The 22345-nt window shown below is 59.8% G+C and carries 17 protein-coding genes, 1 tRNA gene and 1 pseudogene; 14 read left to right on the plus strand and 5 right to left on the minus strand.

Features of this window, described 5'->3' with window-relative positions; all coding sequences use genetic code 11:
- Nucleotides 1-7: 7 nt before the first annotated feature.
- The 5 genes from rbfA to ACA061_RS03800 all read left to right on the plus strand — a co-directional run bounded on the left by rbfA (nucleotide 8) and on the right by ACA061_RS03800 (nucleotide 4272).
- Nucleotides 8-409, plus strand: a complete 402-nt coding sequence (gene rbfA, locus ACA061_RS03780; RefSeq protein ID WP_042557596.1) for a 30S ribosome-binding factor RbfA — start codon at nucleotides 8-10, stop codon at nucleotides 407-409.
- A 4-nt stretch (nucleotides 410-413) separates the two neighbouring features.
- Nucleotides 414-1331 (plus strand): tRNA pseudouridine(55) synthase TruB, encoded by a 918-nt coding sequence (gene truB / locus ACA061_RS03785; RefSeq protein ID WP_034154423.1) that lies wholly within the window; start codon nucleotides 414-416, stop codon nucleotides 1329-1331.
- A gap of 142 nt (nucleotides 1332-1473) precedes the next feature.
- Complete coding sequence (gene rpsO, locus ACA061_RS03790; RefSeq protein ID WP_003177875.1) at nucleotides 1474-1743, plus strand: 30S ribosomal protein S15; 270 nt, start codon at nucleotides 1474-1476, stop codon at nucleotides 1741-1743.
- A gap of 193 nt (nucleotides 1744-1936) precedes the next feature.
- On the plus strand, nucleotides 1937-4042 hold the full coding sequence (pnp, locus tag ACA061_RS03795; protein WP_150604090.1) for a polyribonucleotide nucleotidyltransferase: 2106 nt from the start codon (nucleotides 1937-1939) through the stop codon (nucleotides 4040-4042).
- Nucleotides 4043-4199: 157 nt separating this feature from the next.
- A tRNA-Thr gene (locus ACA061_RS03800) sits at nucleotides 4200-4272 on the plus strand.
- A gap of 10 nt (nucleotides 4273-4282) precedes the next feature.
- Here the strand turns inward: ACA061_RS03800 and ACA061_RS03805 are convergent.
- Entirely contained in the window at nucleotides 4283-4777 is a 495-nt protein-coding gene (locus tag ACA061_RS03805; protein WP_497300633.1) for a hypothetical protein, read from the minus strand.
- Nucleotides 4778-5051: 274 nt separating this feature from the next.
- Between ACA061_RS03805 and ACA061_RS03810 the strand changes: the two genes are divergently transcribed.
- Nucleotides 5052-5351, plus strand: a complete 300-nt coding sequence (locus tag ACA061_RS03810; RefSeq protein ID WP_150595087.1) for a DUF6388 family protein — start codon at nucleotides 5052-5054, stop codon at nucleotides 5349-5351.
- Nucleotides 5352-5440: 89 nt separating this feature from the next.
- Here ACA061_RS03810 and nadC read toward each other — a convergent pair whose 3' ends face one another.
- Nucleotides 5441-6289, minus strand: coding sequence for a carboxylating nicotinate-nucleotide diphosphorylase (gene nadC / locus ACA061_RS03815; protein ID WP_150604086.1), 849 nt, complete (start codon nucleotides 6287-6289; stop codon nucleotides 5441-5443).
- Nucleotides 6290-6673: 384 nt separating this feature from the next.
- On the opposite strand from nadC, the gene ACA061_RS03820 reads away from it, so the two are divergent.
- The 4 genes from ACA061_RS03820 to ACA061_RS03835 all read left to right on the plus strand — a co-directional run bounded on the left by ACA061_RS03820 (nucleotide 6674) and on the right by ACA061_RS03835 (nucleotide 12574).
- Nucleotides 6674-8860, plus strand: coding sequence for a DUF1631 domain-containing protein (locus tag ACA061_RS03820; RefSeq protein WP_497300634.1), 2187 nt, complete (start codon nucleotides 6674-6676; stop codon nucleotides 8858-8860).
- A gap of 64 nt (nucleotides 8861-8924) precedes the next feature.
- The gene (gene ampD / locus ACA061_RS03825; protein ID WP_497300636.1) at nucleotides 8925-9485 is read left to right on the plus strand and encodes a 1,6-anhydro-N-acetylmuramyl-L-alanine amidase AmpD; all 561 of its coding nucleotides are present in this window, start codon (nucleotides 8925-8927) and stop codon (nucleotides 9483-9485) included.
- Nucleotides 9482-10321 carry a regulatory signaling modulator protein AmpE gene (ampE, locus tag ACA061_RS03830; protein ID WP_042557603.1) on the plus strand — a complete coding sequence of 280 codons (840 nt, stop codon included), beginning with the start codon at nucleotides 9482-9484 and terminating at the stop codon, nucleotides 10319-10321. The genes ampD and ampE overlap by 4 nt, the downstream gene beginning before the upstream one ends.
- Nucleotides 10322-10543: 222 nt before the next feature.
- Nucleotides 10544-12574: a methyl-accepting chemotaxis protein gene (locus ACA061_RS03835; RefSeq protein WP_497300637.1), complete on the plus strand. Its 2031-nt coding sequence runs from the start codon at nucleotides 10544-10546 to the stop codon at nucleotides 12572-12574.
- Between the two features lie 119 nt (nucleotides 12575-12693).
- On the opposite strand, the pseudogene ACA061_RS03840 reads toward ACA061_RS03835, so the two are convergent.
- From ACA061_RS03840 to cra, 3 genes and pseudogenes are all read right to left on the minus strand, one after another.
- Nucleotides 12694-12882: pseudogene (locus tag ACA061_RS03840) on the minus strand (TatD family hydrolase); the annotation flags it as partial.
- A gap of 118 nt (nucleotides 12883-13000) precedes the next feature.
- Nucleotides 13001-13777 carry a TatD family hydrolase gene (locus ACA061_RS03845; RefSeq protein ID WP_497300638.1) on the minus strand — a complete coding sequence of 259 codons (777 nt, stop codon included), beginning with the start codon at nucleotides 13775-13777 and terminating at the stop codon, nucleotides 13001-13003.
- A 3-nt stretch (nucleotides 13778-13780) separates the two neighbouring features.
- The gene (gene cra, locus ACA061_RS03850) at nucleotides 13781-14776 is read right to left on the minus strand and encodes a catabolite repressor/activator (protein ID WP_150604081.1); all 996 of its coding nucleotides are present in this window, start codon (nucleotides 14774-14776) and stop codon (nucleotides 13781-13783) included.
- 307 nt (nucleotides 14777-15083) lie between these two features.
- Between cra and ptsP the strand changes: the two genes are divergently transcribed.
- The 4 genes from ptsP (at nucleotide 15084) to ACA061_RS03870 (ending at nucleotide 22311) form a co-directional block, all read left to right on the plus strand.
- On the plus strand, nucleotides 15084-17945 hold the full coding sequence (ptsP, locus tag ACA061_RS03855) for a phosphoenolpyruvate--protein phosphotransferase (RefSeq protein ID WP_497300639.1): 2862 nt from the start codon (nucleotides 15084-15086) through the stop codon (nucleotides 17943-17945).
- Nucleotides 17945-18886, plus strand: coding sequence for a 1-phosphofructokinase (gene pfkB, locus ACA061_RS03860; protein ID WP_150617103.1), 942 nt, complete (start codon nucleotides 17945-17947; stop codon nucleotides 18884-18886). The genes ptsP and pfkB overlap by 1 nt, the downstream gene beginning before the upstream one ends.
- Nucleotides 18887-18897: 11 nt before the next feature.
- Entirely contained in the window at nucleotides 18898-20631 is a 1734-nt protein-coding gene (locus tag ACA061_RS03865; RefSeq protein WP_210554505.1) for a PTS fructose-like transporter subunit IIB, read from the plus strand.
- Nucleotides 20632-20769: 138 nt separating this feature from the next.
- On the plus strand, nucleotides 20770-22311 hold the full coding sequence (locus tag ACA061_RS03870; RefSeq protein ID WP_047299746.1) for an alkaline phosphatase D family protein: 1542 nt from the start codon (nucleotides 20770-20772) through the stop codon (nucleotides 22309-22311).
- The last annotated feature ends 34 nt before the right edge of the window (nucleotides 22312-22345 follow it).

Consider the following 22345-nt stretch of genomic DNA (forward strand, 5'->3'; position numbering starts at 1 on the left):
ACAAATCATGGCAAAAGAATACAGCCGTACCCAACGTATCGGCGATCAGATGCAGCGTGAGCTGGCCCAGCTGATCCGTCGTGAAGTCAAAGATCCGCGCGTCGGCCTGGTGACTATTACCGCAGTGGAAGTCAGCCGTGACGTCGGTCACGCGAAGATTTTCATCACCGTGATGGGGCAGGACAACGCAGAAGACATCGCGCAAAGCATCAAGGTACTGAATGCCGCCGCAGGTTTCCTGCGTATGCAACTGGCCCGCGAAATGAAGCTGCGCAGCGTGCCGCAATTGCACTTCCACTACGACGAATCCGTTGTCCGTGGTGCGCACCTGTCGGCGCTGATCGAACGCGCCGTTGCTGAAGACAATCAGCACGTTGTCGTTCCAGCACCTGAAGACACCAAGGAGTAACTCGGTGGCTCAGGTCAAACGTATCCGTCGTAACGTCAGCGGCATCATCCTGCTCGATAAGCCGCTGGGGTTCACCTCAAACGCCGCGCTGCAGAAGGTTCGGTGGCTGCTCAACGCCGAGAAGGCCGGGCATACTGGCAGTCTCGACCCACTGGCCACCGGCGTACTGCCGTTGTGCTTTGGTGAGGCCACCAAGTTCTCGCAATACCTGCTCGATTCCGACAAGGGTTATGAAACCTTGGCGCAACTGGGCAAGACCACCACCACGGCTGATGCTGAAGGTGAGGTTTTGCAGGAGCGCCCGGTGACCGTTGGTCGCGCCGATGTCGAAGCTGCCTTGCCGAAATTTCGCGGTCAAATCAGCCAGATACCGCCGATGTACTCGGCGCTCAAGCGTGATGGCCAACCGCTGTACAAGCTGGCCCGTGCAGGCGAAGTAGTGGAGCGTGAACCGCGTTCTGTTACTATTGCGCGCTTGGAATTACTGGCCTTCGAAGGCGATACTGCGCGGCTTGCGGTGGATTGCAGCAAGGGCACCTATATTCGTACCCTGGTGGAGGATATCGGTGAGCAACTCGGTTGTGGTGCGTACGTCGCAGAATTGCGCCGTACCCAGGCCGGGCCTTTCACCTTGGCGCAGACCGTTACCCTCGAAGAGCTCGAAGCAGTACATGCCGAAGGCGGCAACGAAGCGGTCGACCGCTTCCTGATGCCATCGGACAGCGGCTTGCTGGACTGGCCGCTGCTGCACTTCTCGGAAGCGAGCGCGTTCTACTGGCTAAACGGCCAGCCGGTACGTGCCCCGGATGCTCCGAAGTTCGGCATGGTGCGGGTACAGGATCACAATGGTCGCTTCATCGGTATCGGTGAAGTGAGCGAAGACGGGCGCATCGCGCCACGTCGTTTGATTCGGTCGGAATGACCGAAACCAGCCTGTGTAACAGCAGGCTGGCGAGTGTGGCTGTTAACAGGCACGGTCACGACTCATTTATAGATACAGGGATTTGTCCCTGGCCTGTTGAAGCTGTTTCCCTGAAACAGTTTCCTGATAAAAGGATTGCCTCATGGCTCTCGACGTTCAAGAAAAAGCTCAAATCGTTGCTGACTATCAGCAAGCTGTTGGTGACACTGGTTCGCCAGAAGTGCAAGTTGCACTGCTGACCCACAACATCAACAAGCTGCAGGGTCACTTCAAGGCCAACGGTAAAGATCACCACTCCCGTCGTGGTCTGATCCGCATGGTAAACCAGCGTCGCAAGCTGCTGGACTACCTGAAAGGCAAGGATCTGGGTCGTTATCAGACTCTGATCGGTCGCCTGGGTCTGCGTCGCTAATAAGCGATTGCGCTCTGAGGTTGGTTGTTTGTCAGACGTCCGCGGTTTTTCGCGGGCTTCCGGCAGGCTCCCAGCCTCAAGTTTTATCTGGATACACGTTTTACCCTGGACAGGCGTTGGGCCGATTCCCGACATTGCCCAAGAATTTCGCAAGAAACCAGTTCCCCAAGAGCCACAAAGAAGGTAGGACACCGTGAACCCGGTAATCAAAAAATTCCAGTTCGGTCAATCGACCGTTACCCTCGAGACAGGCCGTATCGCCCGTCAAGCCTCCGGCGCAGTGCTGGTTACTGTTGATGACGACGTGACCGTATTGGTGACCGTTGTTGGCGCCAAGCACGCTGACCCAAGCAAAGGCTTCTTCCCTCTTTCCGTTCACTACCAGGAAAAGACTTACGCTGCCGGTAAGATCCCTGGCGGTTTCTTCAAGCGCGAAGGCCGTCCTTCCGAGAAAGAAACCCTGACTTCCCGACTGATCGACCGTCCGATCCGTCCGCTGTTCCCAGAAGGTTTCATGAACGAAGTGCAGGTTGTCTGCACCGTCGTTTCCACCAGCAAGAAGACCGATCCGGACGTCGCTGCGATGATCGGTACCTCGGCTGCCCTGGCCATCTCCGGTATTCCTTTCGATGGCCCGATCGGCGCTGCCCGTGTTGCTTTCCACGAAAGCACCGGCTACCTGCTGAACCCGACTTACGAGCAACAGAAAGCATCGAGCCTGGACATGGTCGTTGCCGGTACCTCGGAAGCCGTGTTGATGGTTGAATCGGAAGCCAAAGAGCTGACCGAAGACCAGATGCTGGGCGCTGTACTGTTTGCTCACGACGAGTTCCAGGTTGTGATCAACGCTGTTAAAGAACTGGCTGCTGAAGCTGCCAAGCCTACCTGGGCCTGGGCTCCACAAGCCGAAGCGACTGAACTGCTGGGCGCTATCCGCTCCGAGTTCGGCGCTGCGATCTCCGACGCCTACACCATCACCGTCAAGGCCGACCGTTATGCTCGCCTGGGCGAGTTGAAGGATCAGGTTGTGGCCAAGCTGTCCGGTGAAGAAGGCCAGCCTTCGTCCAGCGACGTCAAAGCTGCATTCGGCGAAATCGAATACCGCACCGTTCGCGAAAACATCGTAAACGGCAAGCCACGTATCGACGGTCGCGACACCAAAACCGTACGTCCGCTGAACATCGAAGTCGGCGTTCTGCCGAAGACTCACGGTTCGGCTTTGTTCACCCGTGGTGAAACCCAGGCTCTGGTAGTCGCGACTCTGGGTACTGCCCGTGACGCACAGCTGCTGGACACCCTGGAAGGCGAGAAAAAAGACCCGTTCATGCTGCACTACAACTTCCCTCCGTTCTCGGTGGGCGAGTGTGGTCGCATGGGTGGTGCTGGTCGTCGCGAAATCGGTCACGGCCGTCTGGCCCGTCGTTCGATTTCCGCCATGCTGCCTGCCGCTGACGTGTTCCCGTACACCATCCGCGTGGTTTCGGAAATCACCGAATCCAACGGTTCGAGCTCGATGGCTTCCGTGTGCGGCGCTTCCCTGGCTCTGATGGACGCTGGTGTGCCGATGAAGGCACCGGTTGCCGGTATCGCCATGGGTCTGGTTAAAGAAGGCGAGAAGTTCGCCATCCTGACCGACATCCTCGGTGACGAAGACCACCTGGGCGACATGGACTTCAAAGTAGCGGGTACCGCCAAAGGTGTTACCGCGCTGCAGATGGACATCAAGATCAAGGGCATCACCGAAGAGATCATGGAAATCGCTCTGGGCCAAGCCCTGGAAGCGCGCCTGAACATCCTCGGCCAGATGAACCAGATCATTGGTCAGTCGCGTACCGAGCTGTCGGAAAATGCTCCGACCATGATCGCGATGAAAATCGACACCGACAAGATCCGTGACGTTATCGGTAAAGGTGGCGCGACCATCCGTGCGATCTGCGAAGAAACCAAGGCTTCGATCGACATCGAAGACGACGGTTCGATCAAGATCTTCGGCGAAACCAAGGAAGCTGCTGAAGCTGCACGTCAGCGCGTTCTGGGCATCACCGCTGAAGCCGAGATCGGCAAGATCTACGTCGGCAAGGTTGAGCGCATCGTCGACTTCGGCGCATTCGTCAACATCCTGCCAGGCAAGGACGGTCTGGTTCACATCTCGATGCTGAGCGACGCTCGCGTAGAGAAAGTGACCGACATCCTGAAAGAAGGCCAGGAAGTGGAAGTACTGGTACTGGACGTGGACAACCGCGGCCGTATCAAGCTGTCCATCAAAGACGTGGCAGCGGCCAAGGCTTCGGGCGTTTAATCACCCCAAAGCTTTAGCGCAATAAAAATGCCCCGCCGTGAAAACGGCGGGGCATTTTTTTGTCTGTGGAAAACCATAAAAAATCGCAGCCTGCGGTGAGCCGTGCAGGCGCTGCGAACTTTGCGTTTGTGAAAACCGGTGCTAGGTTTAGCTCACCGCCCGTGTAGCTCAGCCGGTAGAGCAGCGCACTCGTAACGCGAAGGTCGCAGGTTCGATTCCTGTCTCGGGCACGATCCCCCTTTATTTCACCTTGCGGCTCAGATCCTCGACAGTACGTTTGAGCTGGTCCATCGCTCGGTCCTGATCGTTGATCTTCTGCTTCAGGTTCGAAATTTCACTGCTGCTCGAATTGGAGCTTGAGCCACTGTTGCGCTTGAGCTCTTCAACCTGGCGGCCGAGAGTATCCAGCTCACGATCCTGTTCTTTGACCTTGTTCTTCAAATCGTCGAGTTCTTTGCCGCTGGAACTGGAACTGGAGCCGCTGCTGCGCTTGAGTTCTTCGATCTGGCGCGATTGATCGCTGATGGTGTCACGCATCTTTTTCAGTTCATCGATGCTGATGTCACTTCGGATAACGACGTCTTTGCCGTAATCGTTGTGAATCAGAGGAACCTTGTCGCCATAGGACGGACTGCTGTTGCTCAACTCAACAGCCATTGCGCTTGCCGGCAACGCTAGAGCGGCGATCAGAGCAGTCGTGGACACAACAGAAGAAATTTTCAAAAAGCTGCGCATCACTGGTTTTCCTTGTGAACAGCGGATGTGTGCCGAAGTGGCACATCGCTATGACCGGGGATCGGCATTTATGTTCCGCAGGTCAGCTTTTTGTGAGAGAGATGTAAAGAGCCGTGTAATTCCTCATGCAAACGTCCTATATTCGGTGCCTGCATGAGCATCGCCCTGCAGTTTTCAGATGATCCCGAATGGTTCCGAAGGCCGGACAATCCGCGTCAGAGAGATCCTTGATGATCCAGATCCATCTTCCATTCCTATGATCAACGAGAACGACATGACCGAATTAACTCAAGAGCAACGCCACGAACAAGCGCTGGAAAAATACATTCTGGACGTGCCCGACCTGAAGGAAGAGATCAAGGACTTGAGTCCCGATGATCAGAAAGATCAGATCCAGTGGGCGTTCGAAGATGAAGCTGAAGCCCAGGGTTTGCAGCCGTGGGAGCTGACACTCAAGTACACGAGCACGCCGGAGGAGTTCGAGGCCCAGCGCCTTGTTCTGCACAAAGAGGCCGCTGAGGTGCTGGGCGTCGAGTGGCAAGAATACTGCGAGATGAACAATCTCGTCGTTTGACGAGAGCTACCAGCTCCAGGCCGTAAGCTACAAGTCAAAGCGCAACAGCTTTGGCTTGCAGCTTGCAGCTCTGGACTTGCCGCTGCTGTTTAAAGGCTGAGACGCATCGACAGGTCTACCGCCTTCACATCCTTGGTCATCGCGCCAATCGAGATGTAATCCACCCCGGTCTCGGCGATTGGCAATAGCGTGTTTTCGTTGATGCCGCCGCTGGCCTCCAGTTTTGCCTTGCCGCCGTTCAGGCGCACGGCTTCGCGCATGTCGTCCAGGCTCAGTTCGTCAAGCATGATGATGTCGGCACCGGCCTCTAGCGCTTCCTTCAGCTCTTGCAGACTTTCCACTTCGATTTCCACCGGTTTGCCCGGGGCTATCTTGTGCGCCGCGGCAATGGCTTGCGCGATGCCACCGCTGGCAGCGATGTGGTTTTCCTTGATCAGGAACGCGTCGTACAGGCCGATGCGATGGTTATGGCAACCGCCACAGGTCACGGCGTATTTCTGCGCCAGACGCAGGCCTGGCAAGGTTTTGCGGGTGTCGAGAAGCTTGACCTGAGTCTCGCCCACGAAGTCTGCCAAATACTGTGCGCGAGTCGCCACACCGGAAAGCAATTGCAGGAAGTTCAGGGCGCTGCGTTCACCGGTGAGCAACGAACGGGCCGGGCCTTCCAGATGGAACAGTGGCTGATTGGGTTTTACCCGCTGGCCATCGACTACCTGCCAATGCACCGCCACCCGTGGATCGAGCTGGCGAAACACCGCATCGACCCAAGCCGTGCCGCAGATAACGGCGTCGTCGCGAGTAATGATGGTGGCTTTGGCCAGACGTTCGGCCGGGATCAGTTGCGCGGTGATGTCGCCGCTGCCGATGTCTTCGAGCAACGCACGGCGCACGTTGGCTTCGATTTCGGCGGTCAAATCGGCGAGACGTAGATTCGGCATAACGGGCTCCACAAACAAAGTGATTCGATTATAGGGGCATGGCGCGAGCCAACCCAAGGCAAGAACTTGCGTGCCTGTCTGCATCTGGTCGATTTCTTTGAGCAAACCCTGTTGGGGCGTGGTCAGTTGAGGGGGATCGGGCGGGCATAGGGGAAACCCTGACGCCTATGGCGCTGGGGACATCTTTTGCAAGATAATCCGCCTTGCATTTGACGTCATAGGCTTGACGTCTATTTGGGGCCCAACTTGTAGGACTTTTTGGAGCGATTCCCTTCTGTCTCTGATTGCAATGTTTACTGACATTGCGCTATCGCGAGCAGGCTCACTCCTACAGGGGTTCGCTGTTTCGGCCCAAAAGAAGAATCACCGTTTCAGGAGGCTTGGATGCACAACGACGGGAAAGTGGTGCCTTTGTACAAGGCGTCTACCGATCAGGCGAATCACTCGCCGCTCGCCCGCCTGCCTGTGATTCTGCTTCAGGTTCGTGACAAGGCTGCCCAGCAACTGCGCCACGGGTTGCAGGAGCTGTTCGATAATGCTGACGACACCCTGTTCGAAATGGCTGACCGGGCACGCAACGACGTCGAGCAGAACATCTTTTTTGAAGCGATGCGCGACTTGCGCCTCAAACGCAAAAACATCGAACGCGGCTTTCTCGAGCAGTTTTTCGAAGCCTTTGTCGGCCTGACTCAATACGACCCTGCGCACAACACGCTGCCGCGCCCGTTGCTGTTCGAAGACTCGGCGCCGCGCACCGACGACATGGAACGCACCGTCGCCGTGGAGACCATGGTCGGCCGCGTGCTCAAGCGCGATGGCTTCGCCCTCGGCCAACTGACCGCACGCCTCAACGCATTACTGGGTAACTCCTTTGCCGATCAACACAACCCGCTTGGCCCGGCGCTGCTCTGTGAGTTCTTTTTGCAGGCCGGGCGCAACCTGGGCGTTGAGATCAAGGTCAAGCTGATCCTGCTCAAACTGTTCGAGCGCTATGTGCTGGCCGACACCGAGCAGTTGTATGCCGAAGCCAATCAGTTGCTCAGCGCCACCGGCGTGTTACCCGAGCTGAAACCGGCCCCGGCGCGACGCGCGATTGATCGTGCAGCGGCGAGTATCGGTCGCGAAGAAAGTGCCGAGCCCGTCGCGGCGGACGAGAGTGTCCAGGAAGTTTTCGCTGCGTTGCAGGAGTTGCTGCTGAACGTGCGCGGCAGTGTTGCGCCGAGCCTCGAATCAGCCGCCGCTGCCCAGCCGATCACCACGCGCGACCTGCTGCGTCTGCTCTCGCATTTGCAGCAATATGTGCCGGCGCTGGCGGCGCAGGAAGATTTCGATCTGCGTAACCAGCTCGAACAACTGCTGACGCGGGTCAGCGTCAGAACTGGCAAGTCGCGGATCGTCGGCGGCGCTGATGAGGATGTGATCAACCTGATCGCCATGGTCTTCGACTGCATCCTCGAAGACCGCAATCTGCCGGACTCGCTCAAGGCCTTGATCGCCCGCTTGCAGATTCCGATGCTTAAGGTCGCGGTACTCGACAAGAGTTTCTTCAGTCGCAGCAGCCACCCGGCGCGGCGTCTGCTCAATGAAATCGCCGATGCGGCCATGGGCTGGGGCGATTGTGACGGTGAGGCGCGTGACAGTCTGTATCTGCGCATCGAACAAGTGGTGCAGCGCCTGCTGACCGATTTTGTCGATGATCCGGCGATATTTTCTGAACTGCTCGCTGACTTCCTCGCTTTCACCAGTGATCAGCGTCGGCGCAGCGAACTCCTCGAGCAACGTCTGCGCGATGCGGAAGAGGGGCGGGCGAAAACCGAGCTGGCGCGGCGACGCGTCGAGCATGCGTTGAATCTGGCACTGTTGGGCAAAGTCTTGCCGCCGTCGGTGGTGACCTTCGTGCAAGACGCCTGGAGCAAGGTGTTGCTGCTGACCTGCCTCAAACATGGCGACCAGTCCGCCGAATGGCAGGCTGATGTGCAGACCATGGAGCAACTCATCTGGAGTGTTCAGCGCCACGACGATGCTGAAGCTGGCATGCGTCTGCTGGCGCTGGTACCGGGGTTACTGAAGTCGCTACGCGATGGCCTGACCCGCTGCGCATTCGATCCGTTTGCCACCAGCGAATTTTTCGCTGAGCTGGAAACGCTGCATGTGCGCGTGCTTGAGCGTACTGGTGAGTCTGCTCAGGCCGAGGCGCCGGCGATGATCGAGGTGTCGCAGCAGATCGTCTTGGCAATGGCGCAAGAGGGTGAGTCGGCGCTGACCTCGGTACGTCTGTCCCATCACGACGTTGGCCTGCAGCAGGTGGCTCAATTGCATCTGAGCAGTTGGGTTGCGTTTCAGGAAGACGAGGAAAACACCCTGCGCTGCAAGCTCGCGGCAATTATTGAAGCGACGGGCAAGTACGTGTTTGTCGACCGTACCGGCATGAAAGTGCTGGAGCGCAGTCGCATCGGTCTGGCTCTTGAGTTCCAGCGTGGTGCGGTGCGTGCGCTGGACGACACCTTGTTGTTCGATCGGGCGCTGGAGTCGGTGTTGGGCAATTTGCGGCGACTCAATCGCGCCAAGTGATCGCGCGCCGGGGGCTGATCACGGCATACTGGGCGCCAACACAGTCGGCGTTGAAGGAATCGGTATGCAGTTGGATCCCGCTAGCGGGTGGTTTCACGGGGTGCAGACTTGCCCATCGCCCAACTTCAATGAGCGCCCAGCGGGCGAAATCTCCCTGTTGGTTATCCACAACATCAGCCTGCCGCCGGCGCAGTTCGCCACCGGCAAGGTGCAGGAATTTTTCCAGAATCGTCTGGATGTCACCGAACATCCCTACTTTGCGGGGATTGCCGACTTACGGGTCTCGGCGCATTTTCTGATTGAACGTGACGGCAAGGTCACCCAGTTTGTCTCCTGTCTTGAGCGGGCGTGGCATGCCGGCGTGTCGATTTTTGAAGGGCGCGAAACCTGTAACGATTTTTCCGTGGGCATTGAGCTCGAAGGCACCGATGATCTGCCGTTCACCGATGCGCAGTATCAGGCGTTGACGGCGCTGACCCGCCAGTTGCAGACAGCATTTCCGGCTATCACCGGCGCCCGCATTTGCGGGCACAGCGACATTGCACCCGGGCGCAAGACCGATCCTGGCCCGGCATTCGACTGGGCGCGCTACCGCGCGGCCCTGGCACAAGAGGAAGGACAATGAGTTTTCTGGTGTTACTGCTGGCGCTCTGGATCGAGAAATTCTCGGCCCTGCGCCATCGGGTTCAACGCGATGGCGGATGGATTCGCGAACTGAACAAACTCGAAACCAGCGAGCGACTGGCCAAACAGCCCTGGCTGGTACTGACGATTTTGGTGCTGCTGCCGGTGGCGTTGCTGGCCCTGTTGCTGGTGGTGCTGGAGCCGGTGGCGTACGGCTTGCTGGCCCTGCCGGTGCATTTGCTGGTGGTGATTTATAGCCTGGGGCGCGGCGACCTGCTCGGCGGTCTCGGGCCGTTTCGTGATGCCTGGCGTCGTGAGGATCTGCAAGCAGCGGCGCATGTGGCCAAGCGCGATCTGAATATCTGCGCCGACAGCGGCGAGCAATTGCTCGATCGGGTGCAGGAGCATTTGTTGTGGCAGGCCTATCAAAGCTTTTTCGCCGTGATCTTCTGGTATTTCCTGCTCGGTCCGGTGGCGGCACTGGCCTATCGCTTGTTGGCGCTGGCCCAGGAGCACGGTCAGAATCCGGCGCTGGTCGAACGTGCCGCGCAACTGCGCCATGCCTTTGACTGGGTGCCGGTGCGTCTGTTGGCGGCGAGTTTTGCCTTGGTCGGCAACTTCGTTGCGGTCAGCCGGGTGATGCTGCATGAACTGCTGAACTGGAACATCAGCGCTGCGCAGCTTATTAACAAGGTCGGATTGGCCGCGGGGGAGATCCCGCCGCCGACGGTCGGCCCGGAAGGCGTCAACACCCTCGATTGCCTGTGGGAATTGCTGCTGCGCGCGGCGGTGTTGTGGTATGCCGGGTTCGCCTTGTGGACAGTACTGATTCACTGATTCCTGTCTGAAGATCAAAAGATCGCAGCCTGCGGCAGCTCCTACTTTTGGGTCTGTGTTTCCTGGAAGAGCTGCCGAAGGCTGCGATCTTTTTTGTCGTTAACCTTAAGTTACAAAACCTCCCTTCGATTTGAGCTATACAGAGATGGCGTCCGATAGTGGCTATCTGCTGTCCCCGCGCGCCTGCCAATAAAAACAAGAAAAACCAAAGGGAGACTTCCAGTGAAGAGCTTGCTCTATCCCGCCGTCTCGCTGATGAACCGTCTGAGCTTCGGCATGAAGTTCAGCCTGATCAGCGTGCTGTTTCTGGTGCCGATGCTGGTGACCAATTTCTATCTGGTGCGCGATTCCTATCGTGAATTCCAGGGCACCCGGGTCGAGCTGCAAAGCCTTGATCTGCTCGGCAGCAGCCTGAGCCTGCGCCGCGATCTGGAAACCCTCAACAATCTGGTACAGATCAACGTCACCCTCGGCCAGTCCGGCAAGGCTGGCAATGTCGAATCGCAGATCACCAGCCTCGAACAAGCCGTACTGACACGCCTGCAAGGCCTGGCGGCAATGACCGATGATCCCGAGCAGATCAAGGTGTTCGACGGCAAGCGCGATGAAATGATTGCTGCGTTCAAGGCCCAGCAAGCGGAAAACTCTCTGCAAAGCAAAAGTGCGTTGATCGGCAAATTGTTGGCCAGTGCGCAGATTTTCAGCCAGATCATCACCAGTCAGGCCGGTCTGAGTCGCGACAATCAGGGCGACATCCGTCAACTCAGCGAACTCGTCACCCTGATCACGCCGACTGTGACGCAAACCCTCGGTGAAGGCCGGGCCATGGGTTCGTATTCACTGGGACAGGGTTTCCTCAACAGTTCGTCGAGCACCCGTTTTGACGAATTACTGGTGCAGATCGAAAAGCTCCAGGCCGAATACGCCTTGAAACTGCAGGACGCCCTCGGCTCCAGCAAAGCCGCGCACGAAACGCTCAGCGCTTCGGCTGACATTAGTAAGACCTCGTTGAAGCAGGCGAGCGAACTCTTCGAAGAGCAAGTGGTGATGGCCGACACGCTCGATGCACCGTGGCAGGCGTTTTACGACCAGACCACCGCACTCATCGACAAGACCTACCAGCTCAATGAAGCGACTTTGAAATTCCTCGACACGCAATTACAGCAGCGCCTGACGCAAAACCGCACGCACATGGTCTTGCAGGCTGTGGCGTTGTCGGTGGTGTTCGTGCTGATTTTCTATCTGTATGGCGGCTTCTACGCGTCGACCCGCACCACCCTCAAGCGCCTCGGCGCGATGATGGACAAGGTTGCGGCTGGCGACATGACCGTCAACTTCAAGGCCAGCAGCCGCGATGAATTGGGCGAGTTGGGCGAAGTGTTCAACGGCACGGTAAAGAAGATTCACGACTTGATTGAACGGGTCGGGCAGACCGTTGGCGAAGTTGAACGACAGGCCGGGCAAGTGGAAAGTGTGTCGGCGCAAAGCAATCTGGCTGTTGCCGGGCAACGCTCGCAGATCGAGCAAGTGGCCACGGCCATGAACCAGATGTCGGCGACGTCTCTTGAGGTGGCGCGCAGCGCTGCAGCGGCGGTGAGCAGCGCCCACAGCGTGAATGACGAAACCATCAGCGGTCGTGGTCTGGTGGAGTCGCAGCAGGGCAGCATCGCGGCGTTGGCCAGCGAGATCGATCAGTCAGTGCTGGTGATCAACCAATTGGCCAGTGACAGCCAGGCGATCAGCCGTGTTCTGGAAGTGATCAAAAGTATCGCCGAGCAAACCAACCTGCTGGCGCTCAACGCGGCGATTGAAGCGGCGCGTGCAGGTGAGCAGGGACGCGGTTTTGCGGTGGTGGCGGACGAAGTGCGCACGCTGGCCAAACGCACCCAGCAATCGACCGAAGAAATCGAACAGATGATCGCCAGACTGCACGGCGGCGTGGGGGCGGCGGTCAAGGCGATGGGCATCAGCCATCAGATGGCCAATGGCACGGTCGGGCAGTCGGAAAAGGTTCAGCAGGCGCTGGAAAATATCCTTGGCGCCGTCGGAATGATCGTTGATCAGAACCAGCAAATTGCCGCTGCGGTCGAGCAGCAGACGGCAGTTGCCCATGACATCGACCAGAACATCGTCGAGATCAACCGTGCAGGCGAGCGCACGGCGCAGGGGGCGCACCAGACTGAAGACGCGAGTCGCGCACTGTCCGCCCAGGTCGTGGAACTCAAACAACTGATCAGCGCCTTCCGCGTGTAGGGCATACACAAATCCCGTGTAGGAGCTGCGGCACGCTGCGATCTTTTGATCTTGATCTTGTTCCTGGAAACCCAGGATCAAAAGATCGCAGCGTGCCGCAGCTCCTACAGGGATTTTTATTACCAGCCGAACACGGCGCAGCTATTGGCGGTGCTGGCTGCGGCAAGTTGTTGAGGGGAGATATTCATCAGCTCGGCGAGCGCCGCACAAATTGCCGGCAAATGCGCCGGGCTGTTGCGCACTCCGGGGAACATTGCAGGCGCCATGTCCGGCGAATCGGTTTCCAGCACAATCGAATCCGCGTGTAGGGCATACACAAATCCCGTGTAGGAGCTGCGGCACGCTGCGATCTTTTGATCTTGCTTTGTTCCTGGAAACCCAGGATCAAAAGATCGCAGCGTGCCGCAGCTCCTACAGGGATTTGGATTACCAGTCGAACACGGCGCAGCTGTTGGCTGTGCTGGCGTCGGCAAGTTGTTGCGGGCTGATATTCATCAGCTCGGCGAGCGCCGCACAAATCGCCGGCAAGTGTGCCGGGCTGTTGCGCACTCCGGGGAACATTGCGGGCGCCATGTCCGGCGAGTCGGTTTCCAGCACGATTGAATCCAGTGGCAAATCCGCCAGCACCCGGTGCATGCGCAGCGCTTGCGGCCAGGTCGGCGCGCCGCCCAGCCCCAGTTTGAAACCGAGTTTGATGTATTCCCGTGCTTCCTCACGGCTGCCGGCGAACGCGTGGATGATCCCGGCCCGCTTCAAACGAAAACGCTTGAGCGTGGCAATCACCGCCGCGTGACTGCGCCGCACATGGATCAGCGCCGGCAAATCGAAATCCGCCGCCAGTTGCAGTTGCGCGTCGAACAACGCCTGTTGCCGCTCGCGGTCCAGCGTTTCGATGAAGTAATCCAGACCAATCTCGCCCACTGCACACAACTGCCGATGGCCGCGCAATCGCGTCAGCCAATCGCCGAGGGTGTGTAAATCCTCGGGGCGATGCTGATCCAGATACACCGGATGCAAGCCGAACGCCGCGTACAGATCCGAATCGCTCTGCACCAAATCCCACACCCGCTGCCAGTTACCTTCATAGACGCCCAGCACCACCATCCGCCGCACCCCAAGGGCGCGGCTTTCGGCCAGCAGCGCCGAGCGATCGGCGTCGAAGTCGGGAAAATCCAGGTGAGTGTGGCTGTCGATCAGCTCCACGGATCAGTCTCGGTGAATACGCTGCTTGAAGGTCCGCGCAATCGCTTGCACGCCAGGCTGGTATTGAGACTGCTCGACAGCGGCCAATGCCAGTTCCAGCGCCTTGTCGGCGATCAGCTGATGCTGCTGGGCCATGGCGTTGACCGGCAGTGGCAGGAAGTCGAGCAGTTGTGTGTCACCAAACGTGCCGAGGCGTAGCGGCCGTGACTTGAGCGGGAAGTCATGCAGCGCATCGAACACTCCCTGCAACAACACGTAGGAAGTGGTTACCAGCGCGTCCGGTAAATGCCCCAGACGTTGCAGGAGTTCTTCCATCAATTGCTTGCCGCAGTCACGGCTGAAGGACTCGGCGTGCTCGACCAGCACTTCGCCTTTGAAATCGACGAGGGCCTGTCTGAAACCGGCGGCACGTTCCTGGCTGATGCTCAGTTCCGGGCGCGCGCCGAGCAGTACGATCTGTTTAAGCTGCGGGTCGAGCAGGCTCTGGGTCAGGTGCAGACTGGCCTCGCGGTCGTCGCTGATCACCGAACAAAAATGCTCCGGCTCCATGACCCGGTCGATGGCGATGATCGGCAGCCCCTTGGCCTGCAACTGAAGATAGCTGTCATCACCGGGTGGCAGACAACTGGCGACGATCAGCGCATCACAACGGCGCGCCTTGAACAGTTGCAGCAGTTTGCGCTCGCTGTCCGGCGCATCGTCGGAACTGGCGATCAGCAACTGATAGCCGCGCGCCCGCGCACCTTGCTCCAGCAGCTTGGCGATCCGCGCGTAGCTGGGGTTTTCCAGATCCGGCAGGATAAAACCCAACGTGCGGGTATGCCGGCTGCGTAGCCCGGCCGCTTGTGGGTTGGGCGTAAAGCCGTGCAGATCGACCACCGCGCGCACCCGCTCGACGGTCGCGGTGCTGATGCGTTGCTGTTCGGCCTTGCCGTTGATGACGTAGCTCGCGGTGGTCACGGACACTCCGGCCAACCGCGCGATATCACTGAGTTTCAACTCGGGATTTCCTTGTTATTTCGAGCATGCCGCGAGATTTTCGCCAATCCTACCCGATAAGGGCAGGCGACTTATTGTCTACGCGCATCCGACAAGTTGGACTTCAAGGATGAGACATTATCGAGTAACGTGCCGATCAATCTAGATTAAACGTTTCAGCAAGCGTATTTTCTACGTTTTAGACGCCTTTGGCCGGTTCTGCCGTGAAACCGCCAAAACTGCCCCTGAAAAGGATCGCGCAGAGCGCCTAAGCTGCAACTCATTCAAAACAATACCTGGCGCCATAAAACGCCAAAAAGGAGATCGCATGCTCGAGCTCACTATAGAGCAGATATCCATGGGCCAATCGGCTGTGGATAAACCCGCTGCTCTGCAATTGCTGGCCAGTCATCTGGTGGCCGATGGTCTGGTCGCCGACGGATACCTCGCAGGATTGCAGGCGCGTGAGGCCCAGGGCTCGACCTTTCTCGGTCAAGGTATTGCCATTCCCCACGGCACCCCCGAAACCCGCGAGCTGGTGTTTACCACGGGCGTGCGGCTGATGCAGTTCCCCGAAGGCGTCGATTGGGGCGATGGCCAGATCGTTTATCTGGCCATCGGCATTGCCGCCAAATCCGACGAACACTTGCGCCTGCTGCAACTGCTTACCCGTGCACTCGGCGAGACCGATCTGGGCCAGGCTCTGCGTCGCGCCAGTTCTCCTGAAGCGCTGCTGAAACTGCTGCAAGGCGCACCGCAGGAACTGGCGCTGGACGCGCAGATGATCGGCCTCGGCGTTTCCGCTGACGATTTTGAAGAACTGGTCTGGCGTGGCGCGCGTCTGCTGCGCCAGGCCGATTGCGTGAGCAACGGTTTCGCCGCGGTATTGCAGCAAGTCGAAGCGCTGCCATTGGGCGATGGCTTGTGGTGGCTGCACAGCGAGCAAACCGTAAAGCGTCCGGGCCTGGCGTTTGTCACCCCGGATAAACCGATGCGCTACCTCGGCCAGCCACTGAGCGGTCTGTTCTGTCTGGCCAGTCTGGGCGAGGCGCATCAGGCCCTGCTGGAACGCCTGTGTGCGTTGCTCATCGAAGGTCGCGGGCATGAACTGGGCCGGGCCACCAGCAGCCGTAAAGTCCTTGAAGTGCTCGGCGGTGAGTTGCCCGCCGACTGGCCAAGCGCCCGTATCGCGCTGGCCAATGCCCACGGTTTGCACGCGCGGCCGGCGAAGATCCTCGCGCAATTGGCGAAGAGTTTTGACGGCGAGATTCGCGTGCGCATCGTCGACGGTGAGGATAACGCCGTGTCGGTGAAAAGCCTCAGCAAACTGCTCAGCCTCGGCGCCCGTCGCGGTCAGGTGCTGGAGCTGATTGCCGAACCGAGCATCGCCGCCGACGCCTTGCCTGCGCTGCTCGCCGCCATCGAGGAAGGCCTCGGTGAAGAAGTCGAGCCGCTGCCCGCCGTGAGCCAGCAGCGCGAAGTCTTCGCCGACATCGCCGAAGTGCTGATCGCCCCGGCGTCCGGCACTCAGTTGCACGCGATCCCCGCCGCGCCGGGTATCGCCATCGGCCCGGCGCATATTCAAGTGCAACAAGCCATCGAATACCCGTTGCGTGGCGAATCCGCCAGCGTCGAGCGCGAGCGTCTCAAGCAAGCGCTCAGCGACGTGCGCAACGACATTCAAGGCTTGATCGAACGCAGCAAAGCCAAGGCGATCCGCGAGATTTTCATCACCCACCAGGAAATGCTCGACGACCCGGAACTCACCGATGAAGTCGACACGCGCCTCAAGCAAGGTGAAAGCGCCGAAGCGGCGTGGATGGCGGTGATCGAAGCGGCCGCCAAACAACAGGAATCGTTGCAGGATGCCTTGCTCGCCGAACGTGCGGCGGATCTGCGTGACATCGGTCGCCGGGTGCTGGCGCAGTTGTGTGGGATAGAGACGCCAAGCGAGCCTGAGCAGCCGTACATTCTGGTGATGGACGAGGTCGGCCCGTCCGACGTCGCGCGGCTTGATCCGGCGCGCGTGGCGGGGATTCTAACCGCGCGCGGCGGCGCTACCGCACACAGCGCAATCGTCGCCCGTGCACTCGGCATTCCCGCGCTGGTCGGCGCTGGCGCGGCCGTGCTGTTGCTGGCGCCGGGCACGCCGTTGCTGCTCGACGGTCAACGCGGTCGTTTGCATGTCGACGCCGATGCGGCAACGTTGCAACGCGCCGTCGAAGAACGCGACACCCGCGAGCAACGCCTTAAAGCCGCCGCCGAACAACGCCATCAACCGGCGCACACCACCGATGGTCACGCCGTGGAAGTGTTCGCCAACATCGGCGAAAGCGCTGGCGTGATCAGCGCGGTGGAGCAGGGCGCGGAAGGCATTGGTTTGCTGCGCACCGAACTGATTTTCATGGCGCACCCGCAAGCGCCGGACGAAGCCACCCAGGAAGCCGAATATCGCCGCGTCCTCGATGGCCTCGCGGGGCGACCGCTGGTGGTACGCACGCTTGATGTTGGCGGCGACAAACCGCTGCCGTATTGGCCGATCGCCAAGGAAGAAAACCCGTTCCTCGGTGTACGCGGGATTCGCCTGACGTTGCAGCGTCCGCAGATCATGGAAGCGCAATTGCGCGCCTTGCTGCGGGCCGCGGATAACCGGCCGCTGCGGATCATGTTCCCGATGGTCGGCAGCGTCGACGAATGGCGTCAGGCGCGCGACATGACCGAGCGCTTGCGCCTGGAAATACCGGTGGCTGATCTGCAACTGGGGATCATGATCGAGGTGCCATCCGCCGCATTGCTCGCACCAGTATTGGCCAAAGAAGTCGACTTCTTCAGCGTCGGCACCAACGACCTGACGCAATACACCCTGGCCATCGACCGCGGTCATCCGACGCTGTCGGCACAGGCGGACGGCTTGCACCCGGCGGTGCTGCAACTGATCGACATCACCGTGCGTGCGGCCCATGCCCATGGCAAATGGGTTGGCGTCTGCGGTGAACTGGCAGCCGATCCGCTGGCGGTGCCGGTGTTGGTCGGCCTCGGTGTGGATGAACTGAGTGTGTCCGGGCGCAGCATTGCCGAGGTCAAGGCGCGCATCCGCGAACTCAGCCTGACCCAGGCGCAAACCGTTGCTCAACAAGCCCTCAGCGTGGGCAGCGCCAACGAAGTGCGCGCATTAGTGGAGGCCCTGTAATGGCCAGGATTCTTACCCTGACCCTCAACCCGGCGCTGGACCTCACGGTCGAGCTGCCGATATTGGCGGCCGGTCAGGTCAACCGCAGCGACGAGATGCACACCCATGCTGCCGGCAAAGGCGTCAACGTCGCGCAAGTGCTGGCCGACCTTGGCCATCAACTGACGGTCAGCGGGTTTCTGGGTGAAGACAACCTGCAAGCATTCGAAACCCTGTTCGCCAAACGTGGATTTGTTGACGCATTCATCCGCGTACCGGGCGAGACACGCAGCAACATCAAAATCGCTGAGCACGACGGGCGCATCACCGACATCAACGGCCCGGGGCCGATGGTTGATGCTGCGGCGCAACAGGCGTTGCTCGATCGTCTGGTGCAGATTGCACCGGGGCACGATGCGGTGGTGGTCGCTGGCAGTTTGCCGCGCGGCGTTTCTGCACAGTGGTTGCGTGAACTGATCGAACGGCTGAATCAACTCGGTCTGAAAGTCGCCCTCGACACCAGCGGCGAAGCGTTGCGCGCTGCGTTGCAGGCCAGGCCGTGGCTGATCAAGCCGAACACCGAAGAGCTGGCCGATGCACTCGGTTGCGAAGTGGTTTCCCGCGCGGCCGAGGTACAAGCGGCAGCGCATCTGCATGCTCAGGGTATCGACCATGTGGTGATCTCCCACGGCGCCGACGGCGTGAACTGGTTCAGCGTCGGCTCGGCGCTGCATGCCTCGCCGCCCAAGGTCAGCGTCGCCAGCACGGTTGGTGCTGGTGACTCGCTGCTGGCCGGCATGCTTCACGGTTTGCTCAGTGCCGACACGCCTGAGCAAACCCTGCGCACGGCCACGGCGATTGCTGCGCTGGCGGTCACGCAGATCGGTTTTGGCATCAACGACGTCGCGCAACTGGCGCAGCTCGAACAGGGCGTGCGCGTGCGCCCCCTGACAGAACAATAAGAGGGTTTGTCATGAAGTTAGCCATTGTTACGGCCTGCCCGAACGGCATGGTCACCAGTGTGCTGTGCGCCCGTTTGCTCGATGCAGCGGCCCAGCGTCAGGGCTGGAGCACCAGCGTCGAAGTGGTCGACGCTGCGCACCCCGAACGTGAATTGTCGGCAGCCACCATCGCGGCGGCGGAGTGGGTGTTGCTGGTCGCCACCGGCAACGTCGACATGACACGTTTTGTCGGCAAACGGGTCTTCCAGATTGCACCTGCGCAAGCCCTGCAGGATGTCGAAGCGGTGCTGCGCCGTGGTGCTGAAGAAGCGCAAATCTACGTCGCTACCGAAGCTGTTCCCGCGGCTGTTGCGGCCCGTGCACCGCGCATCGTCGCCATCACCGCGTGCCCGACCGGTGTTGCCCACACCTTTATGGCGGCCGAAGCATTGCAGCAAACGGCCAAGCGTCTGGGCTATGACTTGCAGGTCGAAACCCAAGGCTCGGTCGGCGCGAAAACCCCGTTGAGCGCAGCCGCAATTGCCGAGGCGGATGTTGTGCTGTTGGCGGCGGATATCGAAGTCGCCACCGAGCGTTTCGCCGGCAAGAAAATCTACCGCTGCGGCACCGGCGTTGCCCTCAAAAAATCGGAAGACACGCTGAAAAAAGCGCTGGCGGAAGGCGTGCAGGAAAGCGCTGCCGGTGACGGCAAGGCACCGGCAAAATCCGAGAAAACCGGTGTCTACAAACATCTGCTGACCGGTGTGTCGTTCATGCTGCCGATGGTGGTGGCGGGCGGTTTGATGATCGCCCTGTCATTCGTGTTCGGCATCACCGCGTTCAAGGAAGAAGGCACGCTGGCGGCAGCGCTGATGCAGATCGGCGGCGAAACCGCGTTCAAGTTGATGGTGCCGCTGCTGGCCGGGTACATCGCCTATTCGATTGCCGACCGTCCGGGCCTGGCGCCGGGGATGATCGGCGGTTTGCTGGCGAGTACCCTGGGCGCCGGGTTTATCGGCGGGATCGTCGCCGGGTTTATCGCCGGTTACGCGGCGAAGGCGATCAGTCGTTATGTCGCGTTGCCGCAAAGCCTTGAAGCACTGAAACCGATTCTGATCATCCCGTTGTTCGCCAGTCTGTTTACCGGGCTGGTGATGATTTATGTAGTCGGCAAACCGGTCGCGGACATGCTCGCGGCGCTCACGCATTTCCTCGACAGCATGGGCACCACCAACGCGATTCTGCTCGGTGTATTGCTCGGCGGCATGATGTGCGTCGACCTCGGCGGGCCGATCAACAAAGCCGCGTATGCGTTCTCGGTGGGGCTGTTGGCGTCGCAGAGTTATGCACCGATGGCCGCGACCATGGCGGCGGGCATGGTGCCACCGATTGGTCTGGGTATCGCCACGTTCATTGCTCGACGCAAATTCGCTCAGACCGAGCGCGAGGCCGGTAAAGCGGCGTTCGTGCTGGGGCTGTGCTTTATCTCCGAAGGGGCGATTCCGTTTGCCGCGAAGGACCCGCTGCGGGTGATTCCGGCGAGCATTGCCGGCGGTGCATTGACCGGCGCACTGTCGATGTACTTCGGCTGCAAGCTGATGGCGCCGCACGGTGGGTTGTTTGTGTTGGCGATTCCGAATGCGATCAACCACGCGTTGCTGTATCTGCTGGCGATTGTCGCGGGGAGTCTGTTGACTGCCGTTGTGTATGCGACGGTCAAACGCCCGGAAGCGGTGGAGTTGGCGCTGGAGCCGGTAAAAGCATAAAAGCAAAAGATCGCAGCCTTCGGCAGCTCCTACAGGGGATCGCGGTTCTCTGCAGGAACTGCCGAAGGCTGCGATCTTTTTTGTCATCCCCGATTCATGATCTCGTGCTTAAGTTTTCCTTTTTCCAGGGAGAACAGCATGAGCGATTTCAATGTGGGTCGCCGGCGGGTCATGCAAGTGGTCGGGGCCGGACTGCTGATGCCCGGGTTGGCGCCGGCGGTCATCGCATCGGTCAAGGATCGGCCGCAACTCACCGATGGCGTGCAGTCCGGCGACCTGCAAGGCGACCGCGCGATGATCTGGAGCCGCAGCGACCGCCCGGCACGCATGGTGGTCGAGTGGGACACCCGCAGCCAGTTTCGCAATCCACGGCGGATCGTTTCGGCGTTAGCGGATGCCCGCAGCGACTTCACCGCCCGCGTCGAACTCACCGGGTTACCCGCCGATCAGGCGATTTTCTATCGCGTGTATTTCAAGGACGCCCGCAGCGGCGTCGCCAGCGAACCCTGGCTCGGCCACTTGCGCAGCGCACCCTCGGCGCGGCGTGATATTCGTTTCGTCTGGAGCGGCGACACCGTCGGCCAGGGCTTCGGCATCAATCCGGACATTGGCGGCATGCGCATCTACGAAGCCATGCGTTTGCGCCTGCCGGACTTCTTTATTCACAGCGGCGACACCATCTACGCCGACGGCCCGGTACCGGCGCAGCTGACCACTGAAAACGGCCGGGTGTGGCGCAACATCACCACTGAAGCCAAAAGCAAAGTCGCCCAGACCCTCGACGACTATCGCGGCAATTACCGCTACAACCTGATGGACGAGAACATCCGCCGCTTCAACGCCGAAGTGCCGCAGATCTGGCAGTGGGACGACCATGAAGTGGTCAACAACTGGTCGCCCGGCAAGCAACTCGACGAGCGCTATCAGGAAAAAGATATCCACACCCTGGTCGGCCGCGCGCGCAAGGCCTGGCTGGAATATTCGCCGATGCGTTTGCAGGCGGCTGACGCGGGCGGGCGGATTTATCGCAAGCTCAAGTACGGGCCGATGCTGGATGTGTTCGTGCTCGACATGCGCAGCTATCGCGAGGCCAACGACGACAACCTCGGCGCAGCAAAACCGTTCCTGGGGCGTGAGCAACTGGATTGGCTCAAGCGCGGGTTGAAGGCCTCGAAAGCGCAGTGGAAGGTCATCGCGGCAGACATGCCGATTGGCCTGGGTGTACCTGATGGCGAGGTGAGCCCGGGTGTTGCGCGCTGGGAAGCCGTGGCCAACGGCGACCCGGGACCGGCGCAGGGGCGCGAGCTGGAGATCGCTGAACTGCTCGGTTTTCTGCGGGCGCAGCAGGTGCGCAATTTCGTCTTCCTCACCGCAGATGTGCACTACTGCGCGGCGCATCACTATCACCCGGATCGCGCGGCGTTTCAGGATTTCGAGCCGTTCTGGGAGTTTGTCGCAGGGCCGTTGAATGCCGGAAGTTTCGGGCCTAATCCGCTGGATAAGACCTTTGGGCCTGAGGTGGTTTTCGAGAAGGCACCGACGGCGCAGAACATGTCACCGTTTGCCGGCTTTCAGTTTTTTGGCGAGGTGAATATTGAAGGGCAGAGCGGGGAGATGAGTGTGGTGTTGCGGGATTTGAATGGGGTCAGTGTGTTCGAGAAAAAACTGCAGCCAGTCTGAAACCCCCTGTAGGAGCTGCCGCAGGCTGCGATCT

Source organism: Pseudomonas sp. LBUM1668 (assembly GCF_059695715.1).

What these genes read in the sequence shown, in the direction of transcription:
- ampD (WP_497300636.1), top strand. Translation starts at nt 8,925, where the DNA reads ATGCAGTTGGATCCCGCTAGCGGGTGGTTTCACGGGGTGCAGACTTGC.
- ACA061_RS03805 (WP_497300633.1), bottom strand. Translation starts at nt 4,777, where the DNA reads ATGCGCAGCTTTTTGAAAATTTCTTCTGTTGTGTCCACGACTGCTCTG.
- rpsO (WP_003177875.1), top strand. Translation starts at nt 1,474, where the DNA reads ATGGCTCTCGACGTTCAAGAAAAAGCTCAAATCGTTGCTGACTATCAG.
- rbfA (WP_042557596.1), top strand. Translation starts at nt 8, where the DNA reads ATGGCAAAAGAATACAGCCGTACCCAACGTATCGGCGATCAGATGCAG.
- ACA061_RS03810 (WP_150595087.1), top strand. Translation starts at nt 5,052, where the DNA reads ATGACCGAATTAACTCAAGAGCAACGCCACGAACAAGCGCTGGAAAAA.
- ACA061_RS03870 (WP_047299746.1), top strand. Translation starts at nt 20,770, where the DNA reads ATGAGCGATTTCAATGTGGGTCGCCGGCGGGTCATGCAAGTGGTCGGG.
- nadC (WP_150604086.1), bottom strand. Translation starts at nt 6,289, where the DNA reads ATGCCGAATCTACGTCTCGCCGATTTGACCGCCGAAATCGAAGCCAAC.
- ACA061_RS03865 (WP_210554505.1), top strand. Translation starts at nt 18,898, where the DNA reads ATGAAGTTAGCCATTGTTACGGCCTGCCCGAACGGCATGGTCACCAGT.
- ampE (WP_042557603.1), top strand. Translation starts at nt 9,482, where the DNA reads ATGAGTTTTCTGGTGTTACTGCTGGCGCTCTGGATCGAGAAATTCTCG.
- ptsP (WP_497300639.1), top strand. Translation starts at nt 15,084, where the DNA reads ATGCTCGAGCTCACTATAGAGCAGATATCCATGGGCCAATCGGCTGTG.
- ACA061_RS03820 (WP_497300634.1), top strand. Translation starts at nt 6,674, where the DNA reads ATGCACAACGACGGGAAAGTGGTGCCTTTGTACAAGGCGTCTACCGAT.
- pfkB (WP_150617103.1), top strand. Translation starts at nt 17,945, where the DNA reads ATGGCCAGGATTCTTACCCTGACCCTCAACCCGGCGCTGGACCTCACG.